The sequence below is a fragment of the Bacillus sp. Xin1 genome, from assembly GCF_013314535.1.
Taxonomy (GTDB): Bacteria; Bacillota; Bacilli; order Bacillales; family Bacillaceae_G; genus Bacillus_A.
Window position 1 is genome coordinate 43662 of the sequence record NZ_JABUAE010000026.1, and the last position, 16515, is coordinate 60176.

Below are 16515 nucleotides of genomic sequence, written 5' to 3' on the forward strand. Positions count from 1 at the left end.
TTTTTCATGAATTATTTGCTCATCACGGTACAGGATGCCCATTAGAACTTTCAAAGATGGTAAACCATTGTTGGCGATTTAATGTAAACTTTGTTGCAGCGGTAGCTGCTTTCACTCGTTCCAGTTTACCAGAACCAACGATTGGCATCATTTTTGCTGGATGAGCAAGTAGCCATGCATACATGACAATATCGATGCTATCAACATTGAGTTCATTCGCGACTTTTTGTAAAGTTTCGCGTAAGCGTACAACACGTCCATTTTGTCCTGTAAAGATTTCTCCGCCAGCCAGAGGAGACCAAATCATAGGACTGATTCTTTTCTCTTGGCATAAGTCAATTGTACCTTTTTCAAAATGTTCAAGCTGCATCGCAGATACTTCAATTTGGTTGGTAATAAGCGGGAAATCTAAATATGAGCTAAGCATATTAAATTGAGAAGGTAAAAAATTAGATACACCAAAATGACGTACTTTTCCCTCTTGTTTTAAACGTGTGAAACCTTCTGCAACTTCACTTGGGTCCATAAATGGATCAGGGCGATGAATCAGTAACAAATCAATATAATCAGTATGTAAGTTTCGCAGTGATTGCTCCGCACTTTTCACGATATGTTCAGCACTCGTATTATAGTGAGCAACATATCGTTCGGGTAATTTCGGTGATGGGGGAGCGATTCCACATTTAGTGACAATTTGCATGTTATCACGTAAAGAAGGCTGTAATTGTAATGCTTCTCCAAATAATGCTTCACACGTATATCCCCCGTAAATATCGGCGTGGTCAAAAGTTGTAATCCCCATATCCATACAATTTTCGATAAAAGAAAGTAATTCTTGTTTTGACATATTCCATTCTGCTAAACGCCAAAATCCTTGAATGATACGAGAAAATTCAAGATTACTAGCCATTTGAATTCGTTCCATTTTGAGTAGACCCCCTTGATGAATGATAATATTTTTGAAAAGGCTTTCTTGTTCGGTACTATTATAAAGTTATTAGATTGTACTTACAATGGATATGCCTTTGGTGTAAAAAACAATCTTATTCTGTATGAATGAGCAGTAAACCTACGCCTAAAGGGCTAGAGAGAAAGTAGGAAAGTAGATGTGGATTACTGCCTTAAAAACTCAATTTGCGAAACTTTAATCATGGGGGGATAAAGAAAACTCCACTGATTAAAGTTTCATCTTATCTATATGGTATAATGTACGAAGATATAGTTATAAGGAGATGTACGAAATGATTCCAGTAACAATTTTAACTGGTTTTCTTGGATCTGGGAAAACGACATTATTAAATCGTATCTTGTCGGAAGAACATGGTAAGAAACTAGCGGTCATTGTAAATGAAATAGGTCAAATTGGCATCGATAACCAATTGATTATGAATGTAGAAGAAGAAATTATGGAAATGACAAATGGTTGTTTATGCTGTACAGTACGTGAAGACCTACTCGTTGCTTTAAAACAACTATTGGATGTAAAAGCAGAAGGGAACATGGATTTTGATGGTTTAGTGATTGAAACGACAGGTCTTGCAAATCCAGGACCGATTATCCAAACGTTCTTTTTAGATCCAGTTATTCAATCAGCATACAAAGTTAATGGTGTTGTGACAGTGGTAGATAGTTATCATATACATAAACATTTTGAAAAAGGATTAGAAGCAAAAGAGCAGATTGCCTTTGCTGATATGATTTTAGTAAATAAAGTAGATTTAATTGAAGAAGCGAAAAAGGAAGAGATTCTCACCGAGTTACAAGGGATTAATCCGACGGCAAAATTAATTCCAGCGACAAATTGTGAAGTAGATATTCCTGCTTTGTTAGAAATTCAAACGTTTAAAACGCGTGATACATTAGAAGTTTATCCGCATAAAGAGCACCATCATTTAGAAGGTGTGAAATCATTTGTATTACGTGAAGAGCGTCCACTTGATTTACAAAAGTTAAATGAATGGATGTCAGCTGTTGTTCAAGAGCTAGGAGAGTATCTATATCGATATAAAGGAATTCTTTCGATTGATGGAGTAGATCGCCGCATTGTTTTCCAAGGTGTTCATACATTATTTGCTACTTCTTACGATAGAGAGTGGAGAAAGGGAGAAGAGCGAGTGAGTGAAGTGGTCTTTATCGGGAAAGACATTAATAAAGAGTGGTTCCAGGAACATTTTAAAGAATGTGTAAAATAAGCCTGCTAATTTAGCAGGCTTGTTTTTTATCTATAAGCAATTCCATCACAACACCAACAACGGGCCCATCATCATCAATATCACCAGTTAAGTGAAAGCCGAAAGACTCATATAGTTTCATTGCTAGTTTGTTTTCTGGATGAAGACTTAAATGAATTTTTTTACATTGAAATTTTTGTTGCAAATACTGGGTGAGTAGGTGGAGAAAACGTTTCGCATAGCCATTTCCTTGAAAATGATGATCAATCATAAAACGATCTATCCATACGCTATCATCTTTTGCTGAATGCCAACCATACATTGCGTATCCAACAAGTGTCTCGGCATCATATAAGCCTACTGACGTTCCATTTCCTTCATATAGAGATTCCGCTAAAGAAAATGCATTACTTTCGATAAAGTGTTGCTGCTCCTTTGCTACGTCTAAAGCAGCGACTGAACGCCAATTATTTGCTGTTACTTCACAAATGTGAAGATTCATAGTTCCAACTCGCTTTCATAAAGTGTTATATCTTTGAATCTAATATGGATAATTTTACTTGTTATTCCGTTTAAGTCAAGCAATAGCCTATGAAAAAGACAGCTGAAAAAATTCCAGCTGTCTGAAAGATAAAAATATTTAGCTTGTAGCTTCTTTTAAAGCATTCACGTTTTCTTCCATTAATGTAAAGTAATCTTTGTTTTTCTTTGCATCATCTTCAGAAATAGTAGCAAGGTGATTTAAACGTAAAATTTTCGTTCCTGTTTCTTTTTGAATCACTTCTGCGACTTTTGGAGTAGAGAATGTTTCAAACAAGATATATTTCAAACCATGTTCTTTTGCTGTTTTTGAAATGTTAGCAAGTTCTTTTTGGGATGGCTCATCAGAAGCTGAAACTCCAGCAACTGGTATTTGTTTTAGACCATAGCGTTTTTCCCAGTATCCATATGCAGCATGAGAAACTAAAATATCTTTTGTTTTTGCATCTGAAACGACAGATTTAAAATGATCATCTAAATCAGTGAATTTTGTTTGCAAGGCAGCGAAGTTTTTCTCGAATTCTTTTTTATGATCTGGTTGTAATTCTACGAGTGCATCTTTAATTTTTTCAGCTTGCTTCATCGCAAGTGTAGGATCTAACCATACGTGTGGATCTTTGTCGTGATGGTGATGTTCTTCCTCTTTATGACCTTCCTCGTGCTCATGATGTTCTTCTTCTGATGAAGCGATAAGATCGAAGCCTTTAGATGCATTAACAACTTTTACATTCTCTTTATTTAATGTTTTTTCCATTTTTTCTGCAAATGGTTCTAATTCTGCACCGTTATATACGAACAGGTCTGCCTTTGCAACTTGTACTGTTTGTTTTTGACTTGGCTCATATGTATGAGAGTCAGCGCCAGGCGGATAAATTGTTTCGACATTTACATAGTCCCCGCCGATTTTTTTTGCGAAATCAGCAAGTGGAAAAATGGTTGTATATACAGAAAGTTTTCCATCTTTTTTTGCTAATCCGTCTTTTTTGCCGGAACACCCAGCGAAAATTAATGTGAAAATAAGTATAAAAGAAAATACCATTAATCTTTTCTTCATGTAATTCTCCTCTTTTCTTTCTTTTCCAATTTTATTTTCTCCAGAAATAAGAGAAAAAATATCTTTTTGTTATAAAACGGAATAATTACGTTTTAAGTTGCGGACTTAGTATAATACATCTTTACGAAAGTTGCAATAAATAATAATCATTACGATTTGATTTTGTTATAAAGTTGTTAAAAAGAACAGTATTATTTTTCTGTTTATTGCATATGTGACAATACTACTTTCATATATTGGGGTAGAGGGTATAAAAAGGAGATGAGCGATTGGATTACTTGATGGAAGCAATTTTGTTAGTGCTAGCAATAGTTTTGCCATTAACATGTGTTTTGATTTTTTTAAAAACATTAATAGGTAATCTTGGCGATTCTACAAATATAACGAAACTACCACAAGAGAAAGAAAACGAAAAAGAGTAAGCAAAGCACTTGCATCATGCATAGTGCTTTGCTTATGATAAAATGAGATAAAGGAAAACTCTCACAAGTGGGAGTTATGCTACCCGTTCAGACGGAATAAAAGTAGATAAAGAGGTATAAAAGTAGATGAATAAACGAACAGCCTTAGTACTGGGAGCAAGTGGTTTAGTTGGACAAGAAGTGACGCAGCTATTACTTGATTCAGATTACTATGACTCGGTTATGATTTTTGTCAGAAAACCACTACAATGGGAACATGAAAAATTACAGCAGAAACAAGTCGATTTTTCTATATTAGAAGAATATAAAGAATTTTTTGCTGTTGATGATGTCTTTAGCTGTCTTGGGACAACAATTAAGAAAGCAAAAACGAAAGCAAATTTTAAAAAAGTAGACTATGAATTTACATTACGAGCAGCTTGTTTAGCAGAAAAACAAGGTGTGCAAAATTTTCTTGTTATTTCTTCTATGGGGGCCAATCCAAAATCACTTTTCTTTTATTCACAAGTAAAAGGAAAGATGGAGGAAGAACTTCAAAAGTTGGTGATTGGTGGGATTCATATATTTAGACCATCACTATTGCTTGGGGATCGAGAAGAATTTCGTTTTGGAGAAAGAATGGCTGAGAAGATATTTGGCGTCTTACCATTTGTATTTAATGGCACTTTAAAAAAGTATAAGCCGATTACAACTGAGCAGGTTGCAAAAGGGATGTATTTAGCGGCACTACGTGAAGAATCTGGTGTCCATATTTATAATTCCACAGAGATTACAATGATGAAATAATGAGAACGAGAAGCGGAATCCCTTCTCGTTTTTATGTCGTATTAGCGGCGAGTCGGGGCTATTTTACCACGAGCACGTTGATATTGGCGTGGTTCTTGTAATTCAAATCCAAGTTCATTCGCTGCTGTTCTTGGAAAATATGGATTACGAAGTAACTCGCGACCAATAAAGATTAAGTCTGCTTCATTATTTGCTAAAATTTCTTCTGCTTGTATACCACTTGTAATGAGTCCTACTGCACCTGTCGCGATGTCCACTTGTTTTTTTAAATGATTTGCATATTTTACTTGATAGCCAGGGTAAACGTCGATTTGAGCAGGGACAACTGCACCAGAGCTACAATCAATTACAGCTACACCTTGTTCTTTCATCCATTTTGCAAATTGAACATAGTCATGTACTGTTAATCCTTCAGGATGATAGTCATTTGCAGAAATACGAACGAATAAAGGGCCATTCCAAACTTCATTTACAGCATCAATGATTTCTCTTAAGAAGAGGTAACGGTTTTCAGGAGGTCCACCATATTCATCAGTTCGTTTGTTTGATAATGGTGAAAGAAATTCATTAATGAGATAACCATGAGCCGCGTGGAGTTCAATAATATCGAATCCTGCTTGTTTGGAACGATATGCAGCATCTTGAAAAGCGGAAATTGTTTTTTTGATTAGCTGTTTACTCATTTCTACCGGGATTTTCATTGTATCATTAAAAGCAATAGCCGAGGGTGCTACAGCATCTGTATGTAATTCAGCTTTTCGTCCAGCATGCGCTAACTGAATAGCTGATTTTGCGCCATTTTCATGGATGAGTGACACCGTTTTTTGTAACCCTGGAATATGATTATTATTCCATATACCTAAATCTTTATTAGAAATACGTCCCTCAGGTACAACAGCTGTAGCTTCAAGCATAACAAGGCCTACTTGACCAGCTGCTCGAGATGCATAATGGATAGGATGGAAATTTGTAACCTTTCCATCCTCGTTTTCTGAAGAATACATACACATTGGTGACATAACAATACGATTTTTTAATGTAATGTCTTTAATCGTATAAGGTGAAAAAAGATGATAGTCCATAGTTATTCCCCCTTATGTAGTTTCCTTTATTGTATCATTATCATTTTTGTTTCCATAATGAAACGCTTATTCTCGAAATTTTGTATATATATGTTACAATGATTGAAATGAATCAAATTGGAGGATAGGGGCATGTACCGAGCGTATTATGATAGCGAAATAGGTTTGCTTGAAATCACTGCAAATGATGAAGGAATTATGTCTGTTATTTTTGTAGAGGAACGGAAAGAAGAGATTAAAAATCAAATTGTAGAACAGTGTCTTACTGAATTAGATGAATATTTTTATCAAAAGCGAACTGAATTTACAGTACCATTGTCAGCGATTGGAACGCAATTTCAAAAGAATGTTTGGGATGCGCTCTATACGATCCCATATGGAGTGAGTGCTTCTTATCTAGATATTGCGGAAAAGGTTGGTAACACAAAGGCAGTGCGTGCGATTGGCGGAGCGAATAGTCGCAACCCAATTTCTATTATTGTTCCGTGTCATCGAGTAATTGGAAAAAGCGGAAAGTTAGTTGGCTATGCAGGTGGTCTATGGCGAAAAGAATGGTTATTAAAACATGAGGGGATTTTGAAATAATGATGAAACTTTTTGTATTAAAATGAATGATTTAATCTATTATTTATGAGAAGGTATCATCGTATGAAAGGCTCTTTCTTCAACCAACTAAGTTTTTAAGTAGGTTGAACAACAGAAGCATAAGTAGGGGATAAATCACGGGAAGAGGGATTATTTTGCGTTGTATAAATTGTGGGAATCCTTGTCCTGACGGTCAGTTCAATTGTGAAGATTGTCAGCAAGTTTTACATAATAGAACAAAAAAGGAAATCTCACCACTAGAAAAAGATATGGAACAATATGTGGGAGCACACTATCCGTATTATAAAAGGAAATGGAACACAGAAAAGAAACGAATAGCAGGATGGAGCTGGAATGGATGGGCTGCTATTTTTAATGTTGGGTGGTTTGGATATCGAAAGTATTACTTACCTGCTTGTTTATTTGTAACTTTATTAGTAGCTTGTGATGCATTCTCCTATTATATGGGGTTCAATATTGCACTTCCAGTCATTAATATGGTGCCGCTTACTTTTTTATTGCTTATTTTAATGATGATCGGAATTGGGATTTTTGCCAATGGGTTATATTATCGATTTGCTGAGCGGAAAATATATCGGATAAAAGCAAGAGGAATAAAGAATGACGATGTTGAAGGTTATCTTATTCGTGATAGTGGTGGAACAAGTAGAATTGGAGCGACTATTGTTACAATTTTGACAGCTGCTAGTATATTTATGAGTCACTTTTTCTTTCCGACAGATCAAGATGTTATTCAAAAAGTACGAGCAAGTTCTCTTTATGAGTATCCGTTCTTTTCAATTGGAGAATCGTTTGAACAACATTTTCAGCAACCAAATTGGGTGTATTATCGCGGTGAAGATGGACTAGAATTAGTAGAATTTCATGGATACACTAGTGGAATGACAAGACAGAAAATCGTTATTCAATTTGTTGTCGATTACAGATTACATGAAATCGAACCTTATTCTCTTACAGTTAACGGTGAGCCGCAAGGTGAACAAGAATTTTTTAAAATGATGGAAAATGTATTTCGGACGCAAGATCTTTTTGAGTTGGAAGATGGATTACACAAAGATGATAAGAAAGAAATGTTATAAGAAATGGATGTAAGAGTAAATGAAGTAGCTTTTATATTCATTTCTTTTTTTGTTTTATACTAGAAAAACATTTGAAATAATCAGAATTTTTTGTATAATACTATCATACATGCTTTATTGTATACATACAGATTGGGGGAAGGAAGAATGAAGAAAAAAGTTTCAACGCTTGCGGCACTTGCATTATCAACAAGTATGTTCGTTGCAGGTTGCGGGAATGGGGAGAAAGCATCGACAACGAAGAAAGAAACGAATAAGGGAATGGCCGATAAACAAGTGCTAAATTTACTAGAAGCAGCAGAAATTCCTTCGATGGATACATCAAAATCAACAGATTCCGTATCATTCCGAGTATTTGTTAATGCAATGGAGGGGTTATATCGGTTAGATAAAGACAATAAACCAACTCCAGGTATGGCAAAAGATGTGAAAATTAGTGAGGATAAGAAAACATATACTTTCGAATTGCGAGATGCAAAATGGTCGAATGGTGAGCCGGTTCGTGCACAAGATTTCGTATATGGTTGGCAACGTGCGCTTGATAAAGCAACAGCGGCTGAATATGCATTTATTTTATTTGATGTGAAAAACGCACAAAAAGTAAATAAAGGAGAATTACCATTAGAGCAATTAGGTGTTAAAGCAAAAGACGATAAAACATTAGTAGTTGAACTAGAGCAACCAGCACCGTACTTTCTTGAACTTACATCTTTCCCAACGTTCTTCCCTTTAAATGAGAAGTTCGTCAAAGAGCAAGGGGCAAATTATGCATTAGAAGCTGATAAAATTTTATATAATGGACCATTTACGTTAAGTGAGTGGAAACATGAACAAAGTTATCAATTAAAGAAAAATCCAAACTATTGGGATAAAGACACTGTAAAACTAGAAGAGATTAACGTTGGTATTGTCAAGGAAACGAGCACAGGTGTGAACCTGTATGATAGTGATCAAGCAGATCGTGTCATCTTAACTTCTGAGTTTGTAGATAAATATAAAAAGAGCAAAGCAGATGAGTTTAAAACGAAATTAGACCCACGTATGTATTTCTTACGTTTTAATCAGCAAAATCCAACTTTTAAAAACCAAAAGGTGAGAGAAGCGATTGATTTAGCTTATGACAAAAAAGGGATTGCGAATGTCATTTTAAATAATGGTTCATTACCAGCATATTTCTTAGTACCAGAAAAATTTACAATGGGTCCAGATGGGAAGGATTTCCGTACAGTTAATAAAAATTTCCGTGACAGCAAAGATAATGTAGAAAAAGCGAAAAAGTTATGGGAAGAAGCGAAAAAAGAATTGGGACAAGATACAATTACAGTTGAATTACTAAACGATGATGATGGTAGTCGGAAAAAAGTTGGCGACTTTATTAAAGAAGAGCTTGAGAAAAATTTACCTGGAATTAAAGTGAATTTAAAACAACAACCATATAAACAAAAATTAGATTTAGAGAAAAAATTACAGTATGAGTTTTCTTTATCGGCATGGAGTCCGGATTATCCAGATCCAATGACGTATATTGACATGTTTGTGACAGGAAGTTCATTTAATGAAATGGCGTACTCAAATCCAAAATATGATGACTTAGTTGCTAAGTCAAAAGGTGAGTTGTTAAAAGACGATGCTGCACGCTGGAAAGCACTGGCTGAAGCAGAAAAAATCTTAATTGGAGAAGATGTTGCAATTTCACCTACTTATCAGCAAAGTACCGCATATTTGGAAAAACCATATGTAAAAGGAATTGCAAACCATACATTCGGTGGAGATTTTAGTTATAAATGGGCATATGTTACAAAAAAATAGTACAATAAGAGGTGAGTGAATATTCGCTCATCTCTTATTTTGTAAGGAGGATTTATGTTGATAAATGGCCTTAATCATCTTTGTTTTTCAGTTTCAGATTTAGAAGAGTCTATTCAATTTTATGAAACAGTATTAGAGGGGAAGTTATTAGTAAAAGGAAGAAAACTTGCATATTTTGATGTATGTGGAGTGTGGATCGCACTCAATGAAGAAACAGATATTGCAAGAAATGAAATTCATCAGTCATATACACATCTTGCATTTTCTGTTCAACAAGAGGATTTTGATCATCTATTAAAGCGCTTAGAGGAAAATAAAGTTCATATTTTACAAGGAAGAGAACGTGATGTAAGAGACTGTCAGTCTATTTATTTTATTGATCCAGATGGACATAAGTTTGAATTTCATTCAGGTACATTAGAGGATCGCTTGAAGTATTATAAGGAAGAGAAACCACATATGAAATTTTATTGATGAATAAGGGGATGGGGAGAGTATGCATGCTCTTGTTATTGGTGGCACAGGGATGCTGAAGAACGTATCTGTTTGGCTTTGTAATCAAGAGTTTTACGTTTCTATTATTGGGCGAGATAAAGATAAGTTAGAAGGTGTAAAGAATACATGTAATGCTCCAAAAAATGTCACATGTATTTCTCTTGATTACCATGATAGCGAAACTTTAAAACAATCTATTAAAGATACTGTTAAACAAAATGGTCCTATCACATTAGTAGTAGCTTGGATACATACAACTGCTAAAAAGGCGCTTCAAGTAATTTGTGAAGAAATTGAATTACATTCTAAATCATATAGTCTGTTTCATATATTAGGGAGTAGTGCTTCTCGATTGGAACGCCGAAAAATAGAGAGTCCTTTATGTAATTATCATAGAGTTATATTAGGATTTATTTTACAAGGTGAATATTCAAGATGGTTGACTCATGAAGAAATTGCTGAAGGGGTTATAGCAGGAATTCAGAGTAAAGAAGATGAGTGTATTGTAGGGACAATAGAGCCATGGGGATTACGACCAATTTAATGAGGAGGAAGGAAACGAATGAAAACGACTTTATATGTAACACGTCATGGAGAGACAGAATGGAATATAGCAAAGCGTATGCAAGGAAGAAAGAACTCGAATTTAACTGAGAAAGGAATGCTACAAGCAAAACAGTTGGGGGAACGTATAAAGGATATACCACTTCATGCGATATATAGCAGTCCAAGTGGAAGAACCATGCATACCGCAGAGTTAATCAAGGGTGAGCGAAGTATCCCGATTATAGCTGATGAACATTTTTACGAGATTAATATGGGGAGCTGGGAAGGACAAATGTTAGCGGATTTGGAAGCGCAGTATCCGGAGGAAGTACATACATTTTGGAATGAACCACATCGTTTTTGTTCGACATCCGGTGAGAATTTTTATGATGTGTATAATCGAGTGATAGAAGGAGTAAACTTTCTTTTAGAAAAACATAAAGGGCAAAATATTTTAATTGTATCACATGCAGCAGCGGCAAAATTGCTGGTAGGGCACTTCGCTGGTCTTTCTGTTGAAAAAGTGTGGGATGATCCATTTATGCATAGTGCAAGCCTAAGTATTATTGAATTTGAAGAGAAAAAGTCTAGTGTGAAACAGTTTGCCGATATCAGTCATTTCCAGCAAGTATAAAAAGACCGCGAGAGCGGTCTTTTTACATTTATTTTTAACAGGAAGGCATAAAGGATTAGCAATTACGCTTTTTATACCAGAAGTGATCGAATTTTTTTCTTTTGCGGGATGAATGTTTACTGTCATCGCATTCATGGCATCTTGTATGACAGTCGTCATCACAAGATGAATGTTTACGATGATCACAATCATGATCACGATAAAATACAGTTTTTTTACAGAATGATCGTTTAGTCCAGAAAAATTTCTTTTCAAAACGAACACATTTCGTAATGAGTTTACATTTTTTCACACGTGTAATTTTTGTAACAAATGTACATTTTTTTACACGTGTAACTTTTGTAACAAATGTCCATTTTTTTATATGAGTACATTTTGTTCTTGGACATCCGCAATCTTCTTTTGAATGACAATCATCGTCACAATCAAAAGTACTTGGATCCTGATGTAAAAACTCCTCCATCCCTGCACTTTTGATTTCCTCGACGGCTTTTTGAATATCACGTTTCATAGAAATCCTCCTTATCGCTTATAAAATGAAAAAGTGGCCTTTTGTGGCCTTTTACATTAATCATGATATGAAAGTGTTTATCACCCTGTATGTGACAAGAGTTTAATTGTTATAGAAAATAGGTAGATAGCGGATGTATGGACAAAATCATGAGCATATATTGAATGAAGAGAAAGAGAAGAAGAAGGGATGGGAGAACATGTTGCCTTCTTATGACTTTTTTATTCATCCAATGTATCTTGTTGAACTAAAAAAGGACATTTGGTCTGATAATCCAGTGCCTGCTAAGTTAACGTACGGAAAAAGAAAGTATGATATTGACATTGTATACCGGGGAGCGCATATTCGAGAATTTGATAAAAAATCATATCAAGTTATGTTCTATAAACCGAAACAATTTCAAGGGGTAAAAGAGTTTCATTTGAATTCAGAGTTCAAGGATCCGTCACTTATAAGAAATAAATTATCACTTGACTTCTTTAGTGATATTGGTGTATTATCGCCAAAATCACAGCATGTTTTTATTAAAATCAATGGTCAAATTCAAGGGGTATATTTACAATTAGAATCTGTAGATGAAAACTTTTTGAAAAGCCGTAAATTACCGAGTGGATCAATTTATTATGCAATTGATGATGATGCGAATTTTTCATTAATAAGTGAGCGTGAAAAGGATGTTAAAACAAATCTATCTGCAGGTTACGAGTTTAAATGTGTAAATGAACATAGTGAAGAGCAGCTTAGTGAATTTGTTTATCAGGCAAATGTACTATCACGAGAAAAATATGAAAAAGGAATTGTAAATTATCTTGATGTTGAAAAGTATTTGCGGTGGTTAGCAGGTGTTATTTTGACTCAAAACTTTGATGGTTTTGTTCATAACTATGCATTGTATCATAATGATGAAACGAGTTTATTTGAAATAATCCCATGGGACTATGACGCTACATGGGGACGTGATGTAGAGGGAAGGCCACTTAACCATGAATACATTCGAATCCAAGGATATAATACGTTGAGTGCCAGAATTCTTGATATACCGGTATTTCGAAAACAATACCGCAATATTCTTGAAGAAATTTTGGAAGAAAAATTCACAATTTCTTTTATAAAGCCGAAAGTAGATGAGATGTGTGAAGCGATTCGTCCATACCTTATACAAGATCCCTATATGAAAGATAAAATAGATATTTTTGATCAAGAAGCAGAGTTTATTTTTCAATATATAAATAAGCGGCGTGAATATATACATGAACATTTAGATGAGTTGTCATAAAGTGAAAGTTTAATCAGTGGGGGCTTACTGCTCGCAAATATATAAATGTGGATTGAAAGACCTACATAAACCCCTTCCTTTTATGTAGGAGAGAGGATCCGCTCATGGGTAGTCGCCCATGTCATGTGAAAACAGAAGGAGAAAACGAGTGAAGACCTTCTTTTCTTTTCATAACCGTGGCTTATATGTCGGAAAATTAAAATGGATATATATAGCAAGATAAAACAAGAAAGAGGTTGATATATTGTCAATCTCTTTCTTGTTTTATAGAAATTCAAATTAAAAAATCGATATTAAACTCTTTCTTTTTAGGCGAAGAGCATCCGGTTATGCATAGAAACAATCGTATCCTCTTCCGTCCCATGTCAAGTCAAAATAGGGAGAGAACATGAGTGCAAGTAACCTTTTCTTCTTCGTAGCAGCAACCTGTATGTCGGAAAATCAAAATAGATTAATATATTTCATAAAAAAAGACTAGACTTTTATAAAATTATTTGATTTCTTTTAAATTTTGCGTGAATAGGATACTATTTGTGTAGGTGAGGTAAATAAATGCAAATATTATATTATTTATAGGATGGTGAGAATATGGAAGCGAAATGGATCGATTGGGTAAAACAAATACAAGCCATTGCTCAGGCGGGTTTAACGTATTCAAAAGATGTGTATGATATTGAACGTTTCGGGCAATTACGTGATCTTTCAGTTACGATGATGTCTCATTATACGAAGACTGATTGGGAAGTGGTAGAAAAATTATTTGCTAATGAAACAGGTTATCAAACACCGAAAGTAGATATTCGGGCTGTCGTATATAAGGATGACAAATTATTATTTGTGAAAGAAACAAGTGATGGGAAATGGGCTCTTCCAGGTGGATGGGCGGATGTTGGTTATACGCCAACAGAAGTGGCAGCAAAAGAGGTTTGGGAAGAAACGGGCTATAAAGTTGACCATTTTCGATTATTAGCAGTATTTGACAAAGAAAAGCATTTTCCATCGCCAGCAGCAACACATGTATATAAAATATTCATTGGTTGTGAAATCGTTGGAGGAGAAAAACAAACAGGTATTGAAACAGAGGAAATAAACTTTTTTGGTGAAAACGAAATCCCAGAGTTATCAACCGCTAGAAATACAGAGTGGCAAATTAAAGAAATGTTTGCTTGTATGAAAGATAGAAATAAAAATGCCATACTTGATTAAGAAAAAGGTGTACAGGTAATATTTAGTATCTTTCACCGTGTATAAATCTCTTTTTTCCTCTACTTGTGCCTGGTATATTTGTAAAGAAGTGTACATATTTTGGTAGAGAATGAGGAATATATTGGCATACATAAATCTTTGTGAGATAATAGGAAGGTATGTGAACAGAAAAGGAGATAGGAAAGTAAATGTTAGCGAATTTAATAGAACAGTTGTTGCAATTTTTTGCAAGTTTAGGGTACTTTGGTGTTGCCTTAGGTTTAATGATTGAAGTTATTCCAAGTGAGATTGTCCTTTCTTATGCTGGCTTTTTAGTCGCGCAAGGTAAAATAAGTTTCATTGGTGCAGTAATCGCCGGTACAATTGGTGGTACTTTAGCACAAATCTTTTTATACTGGTTAGGGTATTACGGAGGACGTCCAGTAGTTGAAAAGTATGGTAAATATTTATTGATTAACAAGCATCACTTAGATGTAGCTGAAAGTTGGTTTAAACGTTATGGCGCGGGAGTAATCTTCTCTGCTCGCTTTATCCCAATTGTACGACATGCCATTTCAATACCAGCCGGATTAGCGAAAATGCCATTAAAACTTTTCACAGTATATACGGTAGTTGCGATTATCCCATGGTCAATTCTCTTTATTTATTTAGGAGAAAAACTAGGTGGAAACTGGCGTCATATTAAAGAATATGCAGCTGATTATACGCATTACATAATTATTGGAGCAGTCCTCTTTATAGCACTTTATTTCGGTTTGAAAGTTTTGAAAAAGAGAAAAACTGTTCGTTAAAGTCAATGATTTCATTGGCTTTTTTTCATGTGTTTTAGTTCTAAAATAAAGAAGTTGTCCATAATGTGTAATAATAAAGCGTAGCGGAGGAATGAAATGAAAGGATCACCGTTTTTACGTGGAACATTATTTTTAACGATGGCAACGATGATATCTAAAATGCTCGGATTTATATATGTTATTCCGTTTACGGCAATGGTTGGTACGAGCGGATATGTATTATATACGTATGCATATCGGCCGTATACGATTATGTTAAGTATTGCAACGATGGGATTGCCACTTGCTGTTTCTAAAATGGTTTCAAAATATGATGAGCTAAATGATTATCATACGGTAAAACGGGTGTTGAAAAGTGGAATGTTTTTCATGATTTTTATGGGGACTGTTTCATTTCTAGTTCTTTATATGTTAGCACCGTATCTTGCGAAGCTAGTGATTGATGGAAGTGATCAAACTGGTAATAGTATGACTGCTGTTACGTATAATATTCAAATTGTTAGTTTTGCTTTATTGATTGTACCAGTGATGAGTTTATTACGTGGTTTTTTTCAAGGGTTTCAATCTATGGGGCCATCAGCATCTAGTGTAGTTGTGGAACAGTTTTTTCGTGTGTTAACAATTTTAATAGGAAGCTTTGTTGTGTTGCATGTTTTGAAAGCGTCTGTTTCGTTAGCTGTTGGAGTCTCAACTTTTGGAGCATTCATGGGAGCAGTAGCGGGATTAACCGTTTTGATTGGGTTTTATATGAGAAGAAGGAAATACTTAAAGCAAAAAGAGATTGCAAGTATTCCGCAAACAACGAAGTCTTTTTTTGCTTTATATAAAGAGCTATTTACGTATTCAATCCCATTTGTTGCTGTTGGACTCGCGATTCCGTTGTATCAAACAATTGATACGTTTACAATCAATAAACTGTTAATAGAGATAGGTTATGTACAAAGCGAGGCCGAAAAAATAAATGCGATAATTGGGCTTGTACAAATGGTTGTACTGATTCCTGTATCCGTTGCAACAGCTTTTAGTATGTCCCTTGTTCCTGAGATGACGAAAGCTTATACAGCTGGAAATGAACAATTACTATATAAACATTTCACGAAAACAAATATACTTGTTGTAGGGATTACTATTCCGGCAGCAATCGGAATGATGGTATTAGCAAAACCTATCTACACTCTTTTATTTGGAATAGGAAATGATCCAAGTGTAGGAAGTGTTGTTTTACAGTACTACGCACCAGCATGTATATTGTTTTCGTTATTTACAGTTACTGCTGCGATGTTGCAGGGGGTTGATCAACAACAAAAAACAGTTCTAGGTTTAAGCTTAGGAATTATAGTAAAGGTCGTACTAAATATTGTATTATTGCCGCACTTTGACTATACCAGTTTTATCATCTCAACATATGCAGGCTACACTGTTTCAGTGACGTTTAACTTGTGGATGCTTTCTAAATATGTTATAAAGGCAACATGAGCTTTCGAAAAGGCAGAGCAATCTCTGTCTT

At 34.9% G+C, this 16515-nt stretch carries 18 protein-coding genes; 13 read left to right on the plus strand and 5 right to left on the minus strand.

The window, feature by feature from the left end:
- Nucleotides 1–22: 22 nt before the first annotated feature.
- Nucleotides 23–925 carry an aldo/keto reductase gene (locus HRG09_RS19600; protein ID WP_174102546.1) on the minus strand — a complete coding sequence of 301 codons (903 nt, stop codon included), beginning with the start codon at nt 923–925 and terminating at the stop codon, nt 23–25.
- Between the two features lie 316 nt (nt 926–1241).
- On the opposite strand from HRG09_RS19600, the gene HRG09_RS19605 reads away from it, so the two are divergent.
- A complete protein-coding gene (locus HRG09_RS19605) occupies nt 1242–2192 on the plus strand; it encodes a CobW family GTP-binding protein (RefSeq protein ID WP_174102547.1) in 951 nt (316 codons plus the stop codon).
- 10 nt (nt 2193–2202) lie between these two features.
- On the opposite strand, the gene HRG09_RS19610 is transcribed toward HRG09_RS19605, so the two are convergent.
- Nucleotides 2203–2673 (minus strand): GNAT family N-acetyltransferase, encoded by a 471-nt coding sequence (locus tag HRG09_RS19610; protein ID WP_174102548.1) that lies wholly within the window; start codon nt 2671–2673, stop codon nt 2203–2205.
- A gap of 138 nt (nt 2674–2811) precedes the next feature.
- Nucleotides 2812–3765: a metal ABC transporter substrate-binding protein gene (locus HRG09_RS19615; RefSeq protein WP_174102549.1), complete on the minus strand. Its 954-nt coding sequence runs from the start codon at nt 3763–3765 to the stop codon at nt 2812–2814.
- A 269-nt stretch (nt 3766–4034) separates the two neighbouring features.
- Here HRG09_RS19615 and HRG09_RS19620 point away from each other — a divergent pair, with 269 nt between their 5' ends.
- Both HRG09_RS19620 and HRG09_RS19625 read left to right on the plus strand, forming a co-directional pair.
- Nucleotides 4035–4187, plus strand: coding sequence for a hypothetical protein (locus HRG09_RS19620; protein WP_174102550.1), 153 nt, complete (start codon nt 4035–4037; stop codon nt 4185–4187).
- Nucleotides 4188–4313: 126 nt separating this feature from the next.
- Nucleotides 4314–4973 carry an oxidoreductase gene (locus tag HRG09_RS19625; RefSeq protein WP_174102551.1) on the plus strand — a complete coding sequence of 220 codons (660 nt, stop codon included), beginning with the start codon at nt 4314–4316 and terminating at the stop codon, nt 4971–4973.
- Between the two features lie 41 nt (nt 4974–5014).
- Here the strand turns inward: HRG09_RS19625 and namA are convergent, their stop codons facing one another.
- Nucleotides 5015–6055 (minus strand): NADPH dehydrogenase NamA, encoded by a 1041-nt coding sequence (namA, locus tag HRG09_RS19630; RefSeq protein WP_174102552.1) that lies wholly within the window; start codon nt 6053–6055, stop codon nt 5015–5017.
- A 132-nt stretch (nt 6056–6187) separates the two neighbouring features.
- Here namA and HRG09_RS19635 point away from each other — a divergent pair, with 132 nt between their 5' ends.
- The 6 genes from HRG09_RS19635 (at nt 6188) to HRG09_RS19660 (ending at nt 11224) form a co-directional block, all read left to right on the plus strand.
- A complete protein-coding gene (locus tag HRG09_RS19635; protein WP_174102553.1) occupies nt 6188–6640 on the plus strand; it encodes a methylated-DNA--[protein]-cysteine S-methyltransferase in 453 nt (150 codons plus the stop codon).
- 155 nt (nt 6641–6795) lie between these two features.
- A complete protein-coding gene (locus HRG09_RS19640) occupies nt 6796–7740 on the plus strand; it encodes a DUF2628 domain-containing protein (RefSeq protein ID WP_174102554.1) in 945 nt (314 codons plus the stop codon).
- Nucleotides 7741–7887: 147 nt separating this feature from the next.
- Complete coding sequence (locus HRG09_RS19645) at nt 7888–9549, plus strand: peptide ABC transporter substrate-binding protein (protein ID WP_174102555.1); 1662 nt, start codon at nt 7888–7890, stop codon at nt 9547–9549.
- A gap of 57 nt (nt 9550–9606) precedes the next feature.
- Nucleotides 9607–10023, plus strand: a complete 417-nt coding sequence (fosB, locus tag HRG09_RS19650; RefSeq protein WP_174102574.1) for a FosB/FosD family fosfomycin resistance bacillithiol transferase — start codon at nt 9607–9609, stop codon at nt 10021–10023.
- Nucleotides 10024–10045: 22 nt separating this feature from the next.
- The gene (locus HRG09_RS19655) at nt 10046–10588 is read left to right on the plus strand and encodes a short-chain dehydrogenase (protein ID WP_174102556.1); all 543 of its coding nucleotides are present in this window, start codon (nt 10046–10048) and stop codon (nt 10586–10588) included.
- Between the two features lie 18 nt (nt 10589–10606).
- A complete protein-coding gene (locus HRG09_RS19660) occupies nt 10607–11224 on the plus strand; it encodes a phosphoserine phosphatase 1 (RefSeq protein ID WP_174102557.1) in 618 nt (205 codons plus the stop codon).
- Between the two features lie 55 nt (nt 11225–11279).
- Here HRG09_RS19660 and HRG09_RS19665 read toward each other — a convergent pair whose 3' ends face one another.
- Nucleotides 11280–11735: a CotG/ExsB N-terminal domain-containing protein gene (locus HRG09_RS19665; protein ID WP_174102558.1), complete on the minus strand. Its 456-nt coding sequence runs from the start codon at nt 11733–11735 to the stop codon at nt 11280–11282.
- Nucleotides 11736–11934: 199 nt separating this feature from the next.
- Here HRG09_RS19665 and HRG09_RS19670 point away from each other — a divergent pair, with 199 nt between their 5' ends.
- The 4 genes from HRG09_RS19670 to HRG09_RS19685 all read left to right on the plus strand — a co-directional run bounded on the left by HRG09_RS19670 (nt 11935) and on the right by HRG09_RS19685 (nt 16484).
- The gene (locus tag HRG09_RS19670; RefSeq protein ID WP_174102575.1) at nt 11935–13011 is read left to right on the plus strand and encodes a CotH kinase family protein; all 1077 of its coding nucleotides are present in this window, start codon (nt 11935–11937) and stop codon (nt 13009–13011) included.
- Between the two features lie 588 nt (nt 13012–13599).
- A complete protein-coding gene (locus HRG09_RS19675; protein ID WP_174102559.1) occupies nt 13600–14217 on the plus strand; it encodes an NUDIX hydrolase in 618 nt (205 codons plus the stop codon).
- Between the two features lie 188 nt (nt 14218–14405).
- On the plus strand, nt 14406–15008 hold the full coding sequence (uptA, locus tag HRG09_RS19680; RefSeq protein WP_174102560.1) for an undecaprenyl phosphate transporter UptA: 603 nt from the start codon (nt 14406–14408) through the stop codon (nt 15006–15008).
- Between the two features lie 96 nt (nt 15009–15104).
- Nucleotides 15105–16484 carry a putative polysaccharide biosynthesis protein gene (locus HRG09_RS19685; RefSeq protein ID WP_174102561.1) on the plus strand — a complete coding sequence of 460 codons (1380 nt, stop codon included), beginning with the start codon at nt 15105–15107 and terminating at the stop codon, nt 16482–16484.
- Nucleotides 16485–16515: the final 31 nt, after the last annotated feature.